This is a genomic window from Massilia eburnea (genome assembly GCF_050709955.1).
GTDB lineage: Bacteria > Pseudomonadota > Gammaproteobacteria > Burkholderiales > Burkholderiaceae_D > Rugamonas > Rugamonas eburnea_A.
This window is the reverse complement of record NZ_JBNZFX010000028.1, coordinates 18315-33928: the sequence shown is the minus strand read 5'-3', so window position 1 is coordinate 33928 and position 15614 is coordinate 18315. Positions and strand designations below refer to the sequence as shown.

The 15614-nt window shown below is 61.8% G+C and carries 13 protein-coding genes and 3 pseudogenes; 5 read left to right on the top strand and 11 right to left on the bottom strand.

Features of this window, described 5'->3' with window-relative positions:
• Positions 1–38 precede the first annotated feature (38 nt).
• The 4 genes from hpnD to ACQ4MM_RS14630 all read left to right on the top strand — a co-directional run bounded on the left by hpnD (position 39) and on the right by ACQ4MM_RS14630 (position 3950).
• Positions 39–872: a presqualene diphosphate synthase HpnD gene (hpnD, locus tag ACQ4MM_RS14645; RefSeq protein WP_431478047.1), complete on the top strand. Its 834-nt coding sequence runs from the start codon at positions 39–41 to the stop codon at positions 870–872.
• Positions 865–2211, top strand: a complete 1347-nt coding sequence (gene hpnE / locus ACQ4MM_RS14640; RefSeq protein WP_431478046.1) for a hydroxysqualene dehydroxylase HpnE — start codon at positions 865–867, stop codon at positions 2209–2211. The genes hpnD and hpnE overlap by 8 nt, the downstream gene beginning before the upstream one ends.
• Before the next feature lie 126 nt (positions 2212–2337).
• Entirely contained in the window at positions 2338–3123 is a 786-nt protein-coding gene (locus ACQ4MM_RS14635; protein WP_431478045.1) for a DUF1700 domain-containing protein, read from the top strand.
• Positions 3124–3134: 11 nt separating this feature from the next.
• Entirely contained in the window at positions 3135–3950 is an 816-nt protein-coding gene (locus ACQ4MM_RS14630; protein WP_431478044.1) for a head GIN domain-containing protein, read from the top strand.
• Here ACQ4MM_RS14630 and ACQ4MM_RS14625 read toward each other — a convergent pair.
• From ACQ4MM_RS14625 to kbl, 9 genes and pseudogenes are all read right to left on the bottom strand, one after another.
• Positions 3924–5144: a TIGR03862 family flavoprotein gene (locus tag ACQ4MM_RS14625; protein ID WP_431478043.1), complete on the bottom strand. Its 1221-nt coding sequence runs from the start codon at positions 5142–5144 to the stop codon at positions 3924–3926. The genes ACQ4MM_RS14630 and ACQ4MM_RS14625 overlap by 27 nt on opposite strands.
• Positions 5117–6328 (bottom strand): diguanylate cyclase domain-containing protein, encoded by a 1212-nt coding sequence (locus tag ACQ4MM_RS14620; RefSeq protein ID WP_431478042.1) that lies wholly within the window; start codon positions 6326–6328, stop codon positions 5117–5119. Before ACQ4MM_RS14620 ends, ACQ4MM_RS14625 begins: the two co-directional genes overlap by 28 nt.
• 4 nt (positions 6329–6332) lie before the next feature.
• Positions 6333–7151 (bottom strand): substrate-binding domain-containing protein, encoded by an 819-nt coding sequence (locus tag ACQ4MM_RS14615; protein ID WP_431478041.1) that lies wholly within the window; start codon positions 7149–7151, stop codon positions 6333–6335.
• 168 nt (positions 7152–7319) lie between these two features.
• A pseudogene (gene moaD / locus ACQ4MM_RS14610) lies at positions 7320–7575 on the bottom strand (molybdopterin converting factor subunit 1).
• 1 nt (position 7576) lies between these two features.
• Positions 7577–8777, bottom strand: a pseudogene (locus ACQ4MM_RS14605) (molybdopterin molybdotransferase MoeA).
• A 9-nt stretch (positions 8778–8786) separates the two neighbouring features.
• Positions 8787–10264: pseudogene (gene thrC / locus ACQ4MM_RS14600) on the bottom strand (threonine synthase).
• Between the two features lie 96 nt (positions 10265–10360).
• Positions 10361–11740 carry an L-serine ammonia-lyase gene (locus tag ACQ4MM_RS14595; RefSeq protein WP_431478040.1) on the bottom strand — a complete coding sequence of 460 codons (1380 nt, stop codon included), beginning with the start codon at positions 11738–11740 and terminating at the stop codon, positions 10361–10363.
• 20 nt (positions 11741–11760) lie between these two features.
• Complete coding sequence (locus ACQ4MM_RS14590; RefSeq protein WP_431478039.1) at positions 11761–12723, bottom strand: NAD-dependent epimerase/dehydratase family protein; 963 nt, start codon at positions 12721–12723, stop codon at positions 11761–11763.
• A gap of 21 nt (positions 12724–12744) precedes the next feature.
• Entirely contained in the window at positions 12745–13947 is a 1203-nt protein-coding gene (kbl, locus tag ACQ4MM_RS14585) for a glycine C-acetyltransferase (protein ID WP_431478038.1), read from the bottom strand.
• 114 nt (positions 13948–14061) lie between these two features.
• On the opposite strand from kbl, the gene ACQ4MM_RS14580 reads away from it, so the two are divergent.
• A complete protein-coding gene (locus ACQ4MM_RS14580) occupies positions 14062–14637 on the top strand; it encodes a helix-turn-helix domain-containing protein (RefSeq protein WP_431478037.1) in 576 nt (191 codons plus the stop codon).
• 18 nt (positions 14638–14655) lie between these two features.
• Here the strand turns inward: ACQ4MM_RS14580 and ACQ4MM_RS14575 are convergent, their stop codons facing one another.
• A complete protein-coding gene (locus ACQ4MM_RS14575; RefSeq protein ID WP_431478036.1) occupies positions 14656–15051 on the bottom strand; it encodes a GFA family protein in 396 nt (131 codons plus the stop codon).
• A complete protein-coding gene (locus ACQ4MM_RS14570) occupies positions 15044–15583 on the bottom strand; it encodes an alpha-ketoglutarate-dependent dioxygenase AlkB family protein (RefSeq protein ID WP_431478035.1) in 540 nt (179 codons plus the stop codon). The genes ACQ4MM_RS14575 and ACQ4MM_RS14570 overlap by 8 nt, the downstream gene beginning before the upstream one ends.
• Between the last annotated feature and the right edge of the window lie 31 nt (positions 15584–15614).

Here is a 15614-nt window from a genome sequence, read left to right as displayed (position 1 = left end):
AATAGCGCCTTTGTCAGCATTACCCAAGCCAAAAGAACATGTCCCCCGACGAATACTGCCAGCAAAAGGCCGCCGCCAGCGGTTCCAGTTTCTACTACAGCTTCCTGTTCCTGCCACCGGAGCGCCGACGTGCAATCACCGCGCTGTATGCCTTTTGCCGTGAAGTCGACGACACCGTCGACGAGTGCACCGACGAGTCATTGGCGCGCATCAAGCTCGCCTGGTGGCGCAATGAGATCGCCCAGATGTACCAGGGCAAACAGACGCACCCCGTGACCCAGGCTTTGCAGCCGCATATCGCGACATATGACCTGAAGCAGGAGCATATGCAGGCCATCATCGACGGCATGGAGATGGACTTGAACCAGACCCGCTACCTGGATTACGCGGGCATGTCGAAGTATTGCTGGCATGTGGCCAGCGTGGTCGGCATCCTGTCGGCCTCGATTTTCGGCGTGACGCGGCCGGAAACCCTGCAATACGCCGAGAAGCTGGGGCACGCGTTCCAGCTCACCAATATCATCCGCGACGTGGGCGAGGATGCGCGCAAAGGCCGCATTTACCTGCCGGTCAATGAACTGCAGCAGTTCAACGTGACTGCGGCGGACCTGCTCAACGCCCGTGAAACAGAGAATTTCGCGAAGTTGATGGCGTTCCAGGTGGCGCGCGCGCAGAAAGCCTACGACGAAGCGTTTGCGTTGCTGCCGAAGGAAGACCGCCGCGCCCAGCGTCCGGGCCTGATCATGGCGGCCATTTACCGCACCTTGCTGAACGAGATCGAAGAGGATGGCTATCACGTCCTCAAACAGCGCATTTCGCTGACGCCTATCCGCAAACTGTGGCTGGCATGGAAGACCTGGGTTCGTGGCTAAGCACTTTGCCGTCGCCGGCGGCGGCTGGGCGGGATTTGCTGCCGCCGTGGAACTGGTTCGAGCCGGTCACCGGGTAACCCTGTTCGAGGCGGCGCGCACCTTGGGCGGCCGGGCACGACGCGTTTCCATCGATGGCCGTGAACTGGATAATGGCCAGCACATCATGCTGGGGGCATACTCGGAATCGCTGCGCATCATGCGCGCGGTCGGCGTGGATTTGCGTTCGGCCGTTCTCACCCTGCCCTTGCAGATGCGGTATCCGCCCGCTGGCGGCGGCATGGATTTCCTGGCGCCGCGCTTGCCGGCGCCGCTGCATCTCGGCATGGCCCTGCTGCGCGCGCGCGGCCTGTCGCGTGCGGACAAGATGGCGCTGGCGCGCTTCAGCACTACTGCGCGCTGGATGGATTGGCGTTTGAATAACGATTGCAGCGTAACGGAGTTGCTGGAGCGCTTCGACCAGACGCCACGGCTGGTGGCGCTGATGTGGCGGCCGTTATGCCTTGCCGCGCTGAATACACCGCCGGAGCGCGCGTCGGCCCAGGTGTTCCTTGCCGTGCTGCGCGACAGCCTCGGCGCCAACCGCGCCGCGTCGGACATGCTGCTGCCGCGCGCCGACCTATCCGCGCTGTTCCCCGACGCCGCCGCAGCTTGGCTGCAAGGTAAAGGCAATGCCATTCACGTAGGCGCGAAAGTCACCGCGGCCAGGCCCTCTGCCGATGGCTGGAGCGTGCACGCCAGCGGCGCAGCCTTAGGCGGCGACTGGACGGGAAATTTCGACGGTGTGGTACTGGCCGCCTCGCCCGCCGCGACCGCCGGCCTGCTCGGCGCCTCGACGCAGTTTGCCGAACTGGCAAGCCAGTTGGCGGCGTTCGCGCCTGAGCCGATCACTACCTGCTATCTGCAATACGCCCCAGGCACACGCCTGGAACTCCCGTTCTACGCCCTGGTTGACGATCCGGCCAGCCAGCGCTGGGGCCAGTTCGTGTTTGACCGCGGCCAGCTCGATGGCGGGCAGGACGGCCTGTTCGCCGTCGTCATCAGCGCCTCCAGCGAAGCAGCCAGCCTGCCGCAAGAGCAACTGACGGCGGCTGTGGCGGCTCAGTTGGCCGTCGACCTGGCGCAACCGGGACTGGCCAAGCCAGTCTGGAGCAAGGTCATCACGGAAAAGCGCGCAACTTACGCCTGTGCGCCCGGCCTCAAGCGCCCAGGCAACGAAACGCCCGCCAAAGGCCTGGTCCTGGCTGGCGACTATACCGCCGGCGAATATCCCGCCACGCTCGAAATGGCTGTCCGCAGTGGTGTGCAAGCCGCCCGCCTGCTCGCGAAGGCCAAACCTTGATGCTCCGCCTGTCCCGCGTTTTAGTCGCCTGCTCCCCCATTCCTGCATCCTGTCGTAAACAGCTCGGGGCCCTCCAGTGCACGCGCTACAGTGCAATCATGGAACAACAGGAGGCTTGAGTTTCCCATGAGTAAGCATGAGTACCTGGATGCACTAAGGAAGGCCCTCACCGGCTTGCCGCCTGACCTGGCGGCCAAGACGATGGCTTACTACGAGCAGCGGTTTATCGACAGCCTGGCCGCCGGCCAGACCGAAGCGGAAATCGCCGCCGAGCTGGACGAGCCGCGCAAGATCGCCATGACTTTGCGCGCCAACGTCCACCGCGGCGCATTCAAGCAAAAACGCAACCCGGCCAACCTGGCGCGCATGATGTTCTCGCTCATCGGCCTTGGCATCTTCAACCTCTTCATGGTGGTGCCGGCTGCCGTGTTTTCCGCGCTGCTGCTGTCGATCTACGCCAGTGCCTTCGCTTTTTACGTCAGCGGCATTGCCGTAACGGCAACCGGCCTGGCGGGCGCCAACGAACTGGTACTGAGCGGCCCATTGCGCCACCTCGTGATCTTTGACGACGAAGGCGACCAGGTCGACACCCGCATGCAGACCAAGATTTCGATCAGCGACCAGGGCATCGACGTATTCCAGGAACCTTCGCCGGGCCTGCGCAAGGAGTGGGCTGAGGCGGACAGCAAGTCCGAGAAATGGCTGGAAGGCGCGGAAGCCATGGCCGAAGGCGGGGTACGCATCACCTCCGACCTCGATAACGAATCGCGCGCCACGCAGACCGCCGTAGGCATTGGCCTGGTACTGCTTGGTATCGTGCTGAGCCTGGCCAGCATTGTGATCACGCGCTACTCCCTGATCGGCTTGAAACGCTACATCCAGATGAACGTTTCGCTGCTACGCGGGCACTGAAAGGAAACGCAATGAATATCCGTTCCCTGCTCAAAATCGGTTTCGGCATGGCATTGCTCGCAGTGCTGCTCACTGCCGTCACTTACAGCATGCTGCGCGCCCAGGGCGCCACCAATCCAACCAGCGTGGCCGGCCGCGCCGCCCGCACCGAAGTGCGCGAGGTCAGCGCGATGATTTCAAATGTGGAACTGGTTGGCCCGATCGACCTGCGCCTGAAACAGGGCGATGTGGCGTCCCTGAAAGTGCGCGGCGAGCAACGCCTGCTGGCGAATATCGGCACCGAACAGGATGGATCGACGCTGCGTATCGGGTCCAAAGGCCTGCTGCTGCATCCGCGCCGCCCGATTGAAGTCGAGCTGGTACTACCATCCCTGAACGAACTGGTGATCAACGGCAGCGGCGACAGCAACGTCAACGGTTTCAGTGGCGAGCACCTGAGCGTGCAATTGCAAGGCTCGGGAAACCTGACCTTCAATGGCCGTTACAAGAATGTGGAAGCCGGCGTGCATGGCAGCGGTGACCTGAACCTGAACACCGGCCACGGCGAGAAGGTGATGCTGGAGATGGTGGGCTCGGGCGCCATCACCTCCAGCGGCAGCTGCAAGGAACTCACTGCCGAAGTCACCGGCTCCGGCGACCTGGATGCGCAGCACCTGGCAACCGACAAGGTGGTGGTGACCCTGCTGGGCTCCGGCACCACCAATGTGTTCGCCCGTCAATCGGCCGATCTCACCGTCAAGGGCACCGGCAATATCCGCGTGTTTGGCAATCCATCCGAACGCAATGTCAGCCGCAGCGGCTCAGGCGGCGTCAGCTGGGTTCATTAAGTAGCGCAGCATGTCCCTGCCGGCGGCCCGGCCGCTGGCGAAACAGGCAGTGAGCAGATAGCCGCCGGTCGGGGCTTCCCAGTCCAGCATTTCGCCGGCCACAAAAACGCCCGGCATCACCTTCAGCATCGTCCCTTCCAGAGCCTCGAAACGAACGCCGCCGGCGCTGCTGATCGCCTCATCGATCGGGCGCGGGGCGCGCAGCGTGACAGGCAGGGCTTTCAGCGTTGCCGCGACTTGCTGCGGATCGTGGAAGGCTTCCTTATCCAGCACTTCATGCAGCAGGCCAGTCTTGACGCCCTTGATATGGACGCGGCTTTGCAGGAAGCTCGACATCGACCGCGAGCCGCGCGGATGCGACAACTCCTGTTGCAGGCGTTCCAGCGGCCAGTCGGGCAGCAGGTCCAGCTCGATGATGGCGCGGCCTTGTGCCGCGATGCTGTCGCGGATGCCCGCCGACAGCGCGTAAATCAGGCTGCCTTCGACACCGGTCGCAGTGACCACCATCTGGCCTTTGCGGCCGCCGATCGCCACCGTGGTGAGGGGCTGCCCCGCATATTTTTCGGCAAAGTGGGCGCTCCAGCCGGCATCGAAGCCGCAGTTGGCGGGGACCAGGGGTGCGACTTCAACGCCGCGTTCCGCCAACAGCGCTTGCCAGCTGCCGTCCGAGCCGAGGCGCGCCCAGCTTGCGCCGCCCAGGGCCAGCAAGACGGCGCCGTGGCGTGCCGTCCGCCCGCCTTGCGGCGTCTCGAATCGCAAGGCGCCGTCTGGCGACCAGCCGAGCCAGCGATGCCGCTGGTGGAAATGCACGCCACTTTCGCGCAAGCGGTGCAGCCAGGCGCGCAGCATGGGCGCGGCCTTCATCTCGGTCGGGAACACCCGGCCCGAGGTGCCGACAAAGGTATCGATGCCCAAGCCGTGGACCCAGGCGCGCAGGTCGTCGGGCTTGAAGGCATCCAGCATTGGGCGCAAGGCGCCGGCGCGGCTGCCGTAACGTGCCATAAAGGCTTCATACGGTTCGGAATGGGTGATATTCATGCCGCCGCGGCCGGCCAGCAGGAATTTGCGGCCGACCGAGGGCATCGCGTCATACACATCCACACGCACCCCGGCTGCTGCCAATTCTTCGGCCGCCATCAAGCCGGCGGGGCCGCCGCCGATCACCGCTACGCCTTGTAATTGATTGCTTTCCATAGGGGCAGCATTGTAGTCGATCTCGGGCGATCGGCTGCCAGGAGTTGGGCGAAGGCGTCCGCCGGCAGCGGCTGGTCGATGATTGAGGGGCAGATTCCTTGGCCCGCCGCCGATTGGCCACTGCCACAGTCGACAAATGACAGCTTGACGCCAATCGACTTGAGTTCCTTCTGCACAGACTCGGTCTCGCCGAGGTAGTCCTGACCGATCGCTGCGGTGATCTCGAATCTCAGCATGTCGGATTGGACGCCATACTCTTCCATTGCCACCTCGATATGCTCGACCAGGCCATCTTCGCTGAACTGGCGCGGCGACAGCCTGATCGAGACCGGCAACATCGGCCCCCCTGCGTCCCGCCACGCACGCTGCTGGCGGCATACTTCGCGGATCACCCAGGCACCGAGAGGAACGATCAGGCCGCTGATTTCAGCCACTCGAATCAGGTCCGCCAGCGCTACCAGCCCGCGCTTCGGATGCTGCCAGAGGACACGCGCTTCGGCCGCAACCGGACCCTCCTCGGCCGCCCCCGTACGCAGTTGGTAGTGAAGTACGAACTCGTTGTACATCAAGGCGCGCCGCAGTTCGGCCTCCTGCGCGAACATCAGCGAAGCGCGATCATTCATCTCGTGCGCAACGAAGCGGAAGCGATTGCCCCCGTGGCCCAGCGCATGCGCCATGGCTGAATTGGCCGACTGCAGCATGCGCGCGGCTTCGCCGCCATCCTTGCCCATCAACGCGATGCCAATGCTGGCAGTCGTCGTCAGGAACTGCCCCTGCCAGTACATTGGCTGCTTGATTGCCTCCAGCAGCTTGGATGCCAGCGGCAGCACGTCGTCATCGCTGGCCATGTCAGGCACGATTACAGCAAATTCGTTGCGGAGCAAGTGCGCTACGGTAGCGCGTTCCCCCAGACAGGACTTGATGGCAGATGCAGCGTGCATCAGCAAGGCATTGCAAGCGTCGTGACCCAGGCTGGACTTGACGCCACGATAGCAGTCCATGGTCAAAGCCATTACTGCGACTTTGCGCCCGGTGCGCCCGACGGCCATCACCGCTTGGCGCAGGCGGTCGTTGAACAAGGTCCGGCTGGCCAGGGCTGTGGCCGGATCGTGGCAAGCCAGCGCATGTTCCGCCGCGCCGCGCTTGCCTGCTTCAGGCATGCTGTTCAGGGCCAGGTTTTCCATGCCATCAGTCCAGGTAAGGTACCAAGTCGAATGCCGACAGAATACGGTTCACCTGGGCGGAAAGGCAGAAGGCGAAGAAGCTTCGTGCGACGCCGGTTGGCGCATCCCTGCTTGCCAGGGTGAGTACACGGCAGATTGGGTAGCTGCCGTTGCGGATGTTCGCTGTGCAGGCGGCGACGCCGGAAATCGGCAGCAGGCGTACCGACACGCCTTGTGAAATGGCATGCTCCGCGGCGCCCACCGAAACGTAGGCGATTGCGTTCTCGCACGAGGCCACGACGGCCAGGCGCTCGATATCCGATTCAACTGCCGCGTTCAGGCGGAAACTATCGAGCGGCTGCCGGAGAAAGCGCGCAAACAGGGAACTGGAAGCACCGTCGCGCAGCCCACCCAGTGCATAAATGTCGTCCTTGCCGCCGTCCGCGCCCGGCCATTCGCGCATGCGGCCCGTAAAAATGGCTTGCAGCTCTTCATCGCTCACCTGCCGCACCGGGTTATTCGCATGCACCACAACGCCAACGCCGTCACGGGCGATCGGAATGCCGTACAAATCGCGCTCGGCCGGCGCCAGTGCGCGGGACAGCATGGCGATGTGCGCGTGGCCGGAGCGCACATCGTCCAGGCCGCGCGATGAACCACCCAGCTCCACTTCGACACCAATCTCAGGGTGCATCAAGCGGTACTTGGCAGCGATTTCCTGCAACAGGGGTTCCATGGTGGAGGAACCGGCGATATGCAGCTTCTGTGCGCGCTTGCGCGGTGGGACCGGAGCGTGAGCCCTGGTGATGGCATTCAAGCCAAGGGCGGCAAAGACGAAACCCATTGCGACTCTCCTTGCAGTGAAGGGAAAAGCCGCAGGGAAGAGGCGACAGGAACGGTGTGAGGTGACAGGCGCGGCGCAGGTTTGGGGCCGCATGTCAGCCAGTATAACGCGACAGTGCCGGTGGTCAACAGCCGGAACTCGACTGTTGCGTGCGCACAGCAGTCAGTGTTAACCGCCTGTCACAGGTGGGAAAAAGGCAACCTCGTCGCCCGGCGCAACGCGCGTCATCGCGTCGCACATGCGCTGGTTGCAGGCCATGCGCAAGGCGCGCCCTTCGGCCAGGGTGCTCGCCCACGGCTCGCCGCGTGCCAACAACCAGGCACGCACATCGCCCACCGTCTCGGCGCTTGGCGGCAGTACCACCTGCTCGCCACTGCCCAGCACTTCGCGCACCGCTGGCAAAATATTTAAGGTTGATCAGCATATCAGTACATCAGTTCACTGAAAGGGATGAAGCGCACCAGGTCGCCCGGCGCAATCGGATTGCCCGCTGGATTATCCACCAGGCCATCGCCCCAAACAGTCGAGGTCAACACAGCGGAACCCTGGTTCGGGAACAGGTCCAGGCCGCCCTGCCCGTTCAGTTTAGCGCGCAGGAATTCGTTGCGGCGGTCAGCTTTTGGCCAGTTGAAATCGGCGCGCACACAAGATGCCGCGCGCTTGCGCCGGCACGTCGGCGCCCTGCAGGCGCAGCAGGAATGGGCGCACGAACAACAGGAAGGTGACGAAGCTCGACACCGGATTCCCTGGCAGGCCGAGGGAAGAACGCCTGCCCTACTTCGCCAAACGCCAACGGCTTGCCCGGCTTGACTGCGATCTGCCACATATTCAGTTTGCCCTCCGCTTCAACGGCCGGCTTGATGTGGTCCTCTTCGCCGACGGAGACGCCACCGGAGGTGATGATCAGGTCATTGCCGTCCGCCGCCTGGCGCAGCACATTGCGCGTGGCCTCCAGTGAATCCGGCACGATGCCGAAATCGCGGACCTCGCAGCCCAGGTTTTCCAGCAAGGCGCGCAGCGTGAAGCGGTTGGAATTGTAGATCGCGCCTGGCGCCAGTGGTTCGCCCGGCATCGCCAGCTCGTCGCCGGTAAAGAATACCGCCACGCGCAGCTTGCGGCGCACGTTCAGCTCCGCCATGCCGATCGATGCGGCCAGGCCCAGCTCCTGGCTGCGCAAGCGTGTGCCCGCTGCCAGGATCACACTTCCCACGCTGATGTCCTCGCCGGTACGGCGGATCCATTCGCCTGCTTTAGGCGCATGGCGGATGGTTACCAGGCCATCGTTTGCTTCGCATTGTTCCTGCATGACGACGGGCATCCGCGCCCTCGGGAATCAAGGCGCCGGTGAAAATACGCGCGGCGCATCCGGGCAGCAGCGGCTGGCCGACATGGCCTGCCGGAATGCGCTGCGTGACGGTCAGCGTAGCATCGCCGCTGGCGCAATCCGCGGCACGCACGGCATAGCCGTCCATCTGCGTATTGTCATGGCCTGGCACGTTCATGGCCGACACCACGGCGCTCGCAAGCACACGGCCATTGGCTTCCAGGGTTGGGATGTTCTCCACCCCCTGCCACCGGACGGGCGGCCGCGAGCAGGAAATCGAGGGCTTCGCGTACGGCGAGCATTGCCATGCCTTACAGTCCTGTATTGGCCGCGATGTAAGCCTTCATCTTGCTCACATCGGCCGGCATGACTTCAAAACGCTGCGGCAGCGTTTCGATATTTTCGAAACCGGCTGGGCGCTCGGCGTCCTGGCCCAGTGCTTCCAGGATGGTTTCGTTGAACTTGGCGGCCAACGCGGTTTCCAGCACGATCATCGGAACGCCCGCTTCCATGTGTTCCTTGGCGACCTTGATGCCGTCCGCGGTGTGGGTGTCGATCACGATGCCGTAATCGTCGGCCACGTCGCGAATGGTCTGCACACGGTCATCGTGAGTCGACTTGCCCGATTTGAAGCCGAAGCCTGCCGCCAGCTTGAATTCATCACCGTCGCTGCCCGGCGCGCCCGGACAGGTCGAAAACCGCCTTCGGTTTCCACTTTCTTGAACAGTTCGCGCACGCGTTTGCCGTCGCCCTTCACCAGGTCGAACACGAAGCGCTCGAAGTTCGAGGCTTTCGAGATGTCCATCGACGGGCTGGAGGTGTGGTGGGTTTCGGCCGACTTGCGCACACGGTAGATGCCGGTGCGGAAGAATTCGTCCAGCACGTCATTCTCGTTGGTGGCGACCACCAGCTTGTCGATCGGCAGGCCCATCTGGCGGGCGATATGGCCGGCGCAGATATTGCCGAAATTGCCCGACGGGACGGTGAAGGACACCTTCTGCTCATTGTCCCTGGTCGCCGCCACGTAGCCGCGGAAGTAGTACACCACCTGCGCCACCACGCGCGCCCAGTTGATCGAGTTCACGGTGCCAATCTTGTGGCGGGCTTTGAATTCCAGGTCGTTCGACACCGCCTTGACCATGTCCTGGCAGTCGTCGAACACGCCTTCGACGGCGATATTGAAGATGTTCGGGTCCTGCAGGCTGAACATCTGGGCGGTCTGGAAGGCGCTCATCTTCTTGTGCGGCGACAGCATGAAAACCTTGATGCCTTGTTTGCCGCGCATTGCATATTCAGCGGCGCTGCCGGTATCGCCGGAGGTGGCGCCGAAGATGTTCAGTTGCGCGTCCTTCTTGGCCAGGGCATATTCGAACAGGTTGCCCAGCAACTGCATCGCCATGTCCTTGAAAGCCAGCGTTGGGCCGTTCGACAAGGATTGCAGCACCAGCTTCTTGCCGTCGGTTTCTTCCAGCACGCGCAGCGGGGTGATGTCGGCGGCGTTCTCGCCTTCGCGCACATTGCGGTAGACATCGGCGGTGTAGGTCTTCTTGGCCAGGGCGCGCAAGTCGGCTTCTGGAATGTCGCCGGCAAACTTCTTCAGTATTTCCACCGCCAGGTCAGCGTAGGACAGATGACGCCACTTGTTCAGCTCTTCGCCGCTGACTTGCGGATACTCGACCGGCAGGTACAGGCCGCCGTCTGGCGCCAGACCACCCAGGAGGATGTCGGAAAATTGCTGGAGGGAGTGGGATGCAGCCGACGCGTCGGCCCGGGTAGACACGTATTGCATAGAGTAGAAAGTCCGGTGGCAGGTGAAAACGGACACTTATTATAGTGCCACCAGTCTTTCTTTGTGAATTTAGCTAAATTTCGGAATTTTCTAGCGTCAGCAAGCAGCGTGATTCACCGACACGACGTGGATAGCCAAGCCGCCCAGCGAAGTCTCTTTGTACTTCGCCTGCATGTCAGCGCCGGTCTGGCGCATGGTCTCGATCACATTATCCAGCGTGACAAAGTGGGTACCGTCTCCCTTCAGGGCCAGCGATGCAGCGGTAATCGCCTTCACCGCCCCCATCCCATTGCGCTCGATGCAAGGAATCTGCACCAGCCCGCCGATTGGATCGCAGGTCATGCCCAGGTGATGCTCAATCCCGATCTCCGCCGCATTCTCAATCTGCGCGTTGCTGCCGCCCAGCGCTGCGACCAGGCCTGCCGCCGCCATCGCACACGCCACGCCAACCTCGCCCTGGCACCCGACTTCGGCACCGGAGATCGACGCATTGCGCTTACAGAGCATGCCAATCGCCGCAGCGGTCAGCATAAACGCGCGCACGCCGGCAATCGGGTCGACCGGTTTGCAGTCTTCCGCATAGTATTTCAGCACAGCTGGAATAATGCCGGCAGCGCCATTTGTAGGCGCCGTTACAACACGTCCGCCTGCTGCGTTCTCTTCATTGACCGCCATCGCGTACAAACTCACGCCGTTCAGCGCATCGTGCGGCAGCTGGTTGGCGCGATCGCCGCCTTGCGCCTGGCGCCAAAGATCGGCCGCGCGGCGCTTCACATTCAGGCCGCCCGGCAGTTGGCCGGAGGTTTCCAGGCCATGCTGGATGCAGTCGCGCATGACGTGCCAGATGCGGTCCATGCCCTCATTGAGCTCAGACTCGCTGATGCGGGTCAGCTCATTTGCACGCAGCATCTGTGGAATGGTCTTGCCGCTGCTGACGCCATGTCCCAGCAGCTCCGCCATGGTGTTGAACGGGTACGGCAGGCGAACGGCAGGCTTGCCATCGGTGGCCGCCTCTTCGCCTTCGGCGCGAATGAAACCGCCGCCGACAGAGTAGTAAATCCTGGAAGCGGTGCTGCCGTCGGCGCGCGTCAGCGTGAAGCGCATGCCGTTCGGATGCTCCGGCAGGTTCTCCGACATATGGAAGAACAGGTGCTGCTTGCGGGTGAATGCAATGCTCTTCTCGCCCAGCAGGCGTAACTCGCCGTCAACGTCGGCCGCTGCCAGCATATCGTCCACCGCATCAGGATCGACCCCTTGCGGCGTTTCACCCATCAGGCCAAGCAGCACGGCCTTGTCGGTGCCGTGGCCGATACCGGTCAAGGCCAGTGAGCCGTAGAGCTCGGCCGTCACCGAGGTGACATCTTCCAATGGACCGTTTTCGACCAGGAAGCGGCGCGCCGCCACCATTGGTCCCACCGTATGCGAGCTCGATGGGCCAATGCCAATCTTGAATAAGTCGAAAACACTCATGTCCATTGTTGCTTGTCTCTCTCTAGTTATGCGGCCTCACTGAGGCTCACGTCGATATTCGCCAGCATGTCCTTCACCATCTCTTCCACGCCGATCTTCGCTTTCCAGTTCCAGTCCGCGCTTGCCTTGGAATCATCCAGGCTGCGCGGCCAGCTGTCCGCGATAGCCTGGCGGCTGTCCGGCGTGTAGGCGATCTTGAAGTCAGGCAGTGCGCGGGTAATCGCTGCGGCCAGTTCTTCCGGGTTGAAGGAAACGCCGGCGACATTGTACGACGAACGAATCTTGATTTGTGAAGCGGGTGCGTCCATCAATTCAATGGTTGCGCGAATCGCGTCAGGCATGTAGATCATCGGCAGCGTGGTCTTCGGGCCGAGGAAGCAATCGTAACGTTCGCCACGCAGCGCGGAGTGGAAGATCGCAATTGCGTAGTCGGTGGTACCGCCGCCTGGCGGCGATTTGAAGCTGATGATGCCTGGGTAGCGGATCGAACGCACGTCCACGCCGTACTTCAGGAAGTAATATTCGCACAGTCGTTCGCCGGCCAGCTTGGAAATGCCGTAAATCGTGGTCGGGTCCATCACGGTGTATTGCGGAGTATTCTCGGCCGGCGTGTTCGGGCCGAAAGCCGCGATCGACGATGGCCAGAAAATACGCAGCGGCTTGCCCTGCTCGCCGCGCTCACGCGCCACTTCCAGGATGTTCAGCAGGCCGTCCATGTTCAGGTCCCACGCCTTCAGCGGCGCCGCTTCGCCGGTGGCGGACAGCATCGCGGCCAGCTGGTACACCTGGGTGATGCCTTCATCGGCGACCAATGCTTGCAGCGCGGCCTTGTCCATCACGTTCAGCACCTGGTAGCGCGCTGCGTTGTACTTATTGACCGGGCTGATGTCGGTTGCGATGACGTTTTGTTGGCCGTGCTGTTTGGCCAGCGCTTCAACCAGTTCACTACCGATTTGGCCGTTGGCGCCGATGACGAGAATACGTTCCATGATTCTTACCTGTTTTCCTGATTAGTTCTTGATGATGCCCAGCTCATTGCCGGCTTGTTCGAATGCTGCGAGGACCTTGTCAAGTTGCTCGCGGGTGTGTGCGGCGGACAGCTGCACGCGCACGCGTGCCTGCCCCATCGGCACCACTGGATAGAAGAAGCCGGACAGCAGCACGCCCAGTTCATACATGCGTGCCGCGAATTTCTGTGCCACCGGTGCTTCGAACAGCATCACCGGCACGACCGGATGGGTACCTGGCTTGATGGTGAAGCCGATACGCTCGATCTCCTTGCGGAAGTAGGCGGTGTTTTCGTGCAGACGGTCGCGCAATTCGGTCGAAGCAGACAGGCGCTTCAACACTTCCAGCGAGGCGCCGGCGATGGCTGGAGCCAGGGTGTTCGAGAACAGGTAAGGACGCGATTTCTGGCGCAGGGTGTCGATCACTTCCTTGCGGCCGGAAGTAAAGCCGCCCATCGCGCCGCCCAGGGCCTTGCCCAGAGTACCGGTGATGATGTCGATCTTGCCCAGCACATTATGGTGCTCGTGGGTGCCGCGGCCGGTCTTGCCCATGAAGCCGGAAGCGTGGCACTCGTCGATCATGACCAGGGCACCGTATTTTTCGGCCAGTTCAACGACTTTGTCCAGCTGGGCGATGGTGCCGTCCATCGAGAATACGCCGTCGGTGACGATGACTTTATGGCGCTTGTCCGCAGCTGCCTGCAGTTGCTTTTCCAGGTCGGCCATGTCGTTGTGGGCGTAGCGGAAGCGCGCGGCCTTGCACAGGCGGATGCCGTCGATGATCGATGCGTGGTTCAGAGCATCGGAGATGATCGCGTCGTTTTCGTCGAACAACGGCTCGAATACGCCGCCGTTGGCGTCGAATGCCGCCGCGTACAGGATGGTGTCTTCAGTGCCCAGAAATTCCGAGATGGCCTTTTCCAGCTGCTTGTGCACGGTCTGCGTGCCGCAGATGAAGCGCACCGACGACAGGCCATAGCCGTACTTCTCGGTCGCTTCGATGGAGGCCTGCGCCACCCACTCCTGGCCCGACAGGCCCAGGTAATTGTTGGCGCACATATTGATCAGGGTACGGCCATCTTCCGACTGCACTTCGCTGCCCTGGCGGGAAGCGATTACGCGCTCAGGTTTGTACAGGCCGTCACTGCGCAGCTTTTCCAGGTTTTGTTGCAGGCCGGTGTAAAACGCATTCGTCGCTTGGCTCATGGTCGTCCTCTGATGTAAAGTTTACTCTTATTTCACTATTTCGACGCGAATTCACTATATTGAACGTAAATTCGATATACGGGATCGTACTTTACTATATTGAACTCTGCAAGCGTGAAGCCGAACATTTCCACCAACGCCCCGCCCGAAGTCGGCGCCGCACTGCAACGACTGCGCCTGGCGCGCGGGCTGACCCTGGAAGACCTGTCCCGTATTGCAGGCGTTTCCAAGTCAATGCTATCCCAGATTGAGCGCGAAAAAGCCAATCCGACCATCGCCATTACCTGGCGCCTGGCCAATGCACTGGGCGTGCAGATCGGCGAGCTGCTGTCCGACGTCGAGAAGGATGTCGAAGCGATAAAGTTGGTGGATGCGCACGAAACGCCTACCCTGCCCGGCGCCCACGCCGGTTACGTACTGCGGATCTTGGGACCGATGGAGCTGGCGGGTAAATACGAATGGTATGAGCTGACGCTGTCGCCAGGCGGCGAACTGGTCTCCCAGCCGCACGATCCAGGCACGACCGAGCACCTGACGATCCTGCACGGATCGATGGAGCTGGAAGTCGGGTCCAATAAGAAGAAGATCAAGTTAGGCGGTACAGCGCGCTACTCCGCCGACCTGCACCACGCCATCCGCAATCCAGGAAAAACGGAAGCCAAAGCGCTGCTGGTGGTGATCCACCGCTAAACGCACGCGCGTCTGCAGCTACGGGATACGTTCCGCATCTGCCGGCGGGACTACCCAACTGTGCATCCGTTCTTCGTACACGGACACCCGGGGCGTGGGGAAGCCTGGATCTGCAAAAGCTCCGACCGGAATGCCCACGAAACCGTCAACGCTCTCGAGACCGTAATATACCGTTGAACCGCAAGCTAGGCAGAAATGAAATTTTACCTTGCCCCCTTCATCTCCAACCCGTTCGTACTCTGTCGAGACGCCGGACACAGTCACGTTCTCACGCGGAAATCTGGCCTGCTCACCGAATACGCTGCCTGTCCTGCGCTGGCAAGCCAGGCAATGACAGATCGAGATTCGCACAGGTTCGCCGATCACTTCGGCAGAAAGTTGGCCACAGCTGCATGATGCGAGGCGTTTAGTCATCACATTGCTCCTGTTTGACGATAGACCTGAAGGTCAGGCTGATACGTGGGCCCGTATTCTCCATTCTCGGAATGGCATGGAGCCAGTGATCTTGTACCTCTTTGGTCATATAGATCAACGAGCCAGGCGGAAGAGGATAGTCGAACTCCACCGCCTTGTCGGCCTTGCTCCTGAAGACAAGCGATCTTACGCTTCCCAGCGAGACAATTGCCACGCCGGTCCCTGCGCTGAGTTCTTCGCTCGAGTCGGAGTGGAAGCCCATCGAGGAACTGCCATCCTCGTAGTAGTTGAGCAGGCAGTTATTGGGCGTGAAACCGAGGACCTGTCCGATCCGCTCCGAAACCGAAGCGAGTACGCTCGGCATTGGTGCCGGTTCGTACGACATTTGCGAGTAATCGTAAGAGACGCCAAAGCTCGCAGTCTTCCGGGCTTTCATCCGCATGTCCCATTCGATCGACGTTAGCAGATGGTCGAACAGTTTTTCCGGCGACGCAAGAAACTGCGGATCAAAACGTATTGGAGGTCGAATCATGATATTGATGCTGGAGCGTGGCAGGCGGCCT

Bases quoted from the DNA above. Each gene is read 5' to 3' on its own strand.
- hpnD (WP_431478047.1), top strand. From the start codon at position 39: ATGTCCCCCGACGAATACTGCCAGCAAAAGGCCGCCGCCAGCGGTTCC.
- ACQ4MM_RS14635 (WP_431478045.1), top strand. From the start codon at position 2,338: ATGAGTAAGCATGAGTACCTGGATGCACTAAGGAAGGCCCTCACCGGC.
- ACQ4MM_RS14630 (WP_431478044.1), top strand. From the start codon at position 3,135: ATGAATATCCGTTCCCTGCTCAAAATCGGTTTCGGCATGGCATTGCTC.
- ACQ4MM_RS14625 (WP_431478043.1), bottom strand. From the start codon at position 5,144: ATGGAAAGCAATCAATTACAAGGCGTAGCGGTGATCGGCGGCGGCCCC.
- ACQ4MM_RS14620 (WP_431478042.1), bottom strand. From the start codon at position 6,328: ATGGAAAACCTGGCCCTGAACAGCATGCCTGAAGCAGGCAAGCGCGGC.
- ACQ4MM_RS14615 (WP_431478041.1), bottom strand. From the start codon at position 7,151: ATGGGTTTCGTCTTTGCCGCCCTTGGCTTGAATGCCATCACCAGGGCT.
- ACQ4MM_RS14595 (WP_431478040.1), bottom strand. From the start codon at position 11,740: ATGGACATGAGTGTTTTCGACTTATTCAAGATTGGCATTGGCCCATCG.
- ACQ4MM_RS14590 (WP_431478039.1), bottom strand. From the start codon at position 12,723: ATGGAACGTATTCTCGTCATCGGCGCCAACGGCCAAATCGGTAGTGAA.
- kbl (WP_431478038.1), bottom strand. From the start codon at position 13,947: ATGAGCCAAGCGACGAATGCGTTTTACACCGGCCTGCAACAAAACCTG.
- ACQ4MM_RS14575 (WP_431478036.1), bottom strand. From the start codon at position 15,051: ATGACTAAACGCCTCGCATCATGCAGCTGTGGCCAACTTTCTGCCGAA.
- ACQ4MM_RS14570 (WP_431478035.1), bottom strand. From the start codon at position 15,583: ATGATTCGACCTCCAATACGTTTTGATCCGCAGTTTCTTGCGTCGCCG.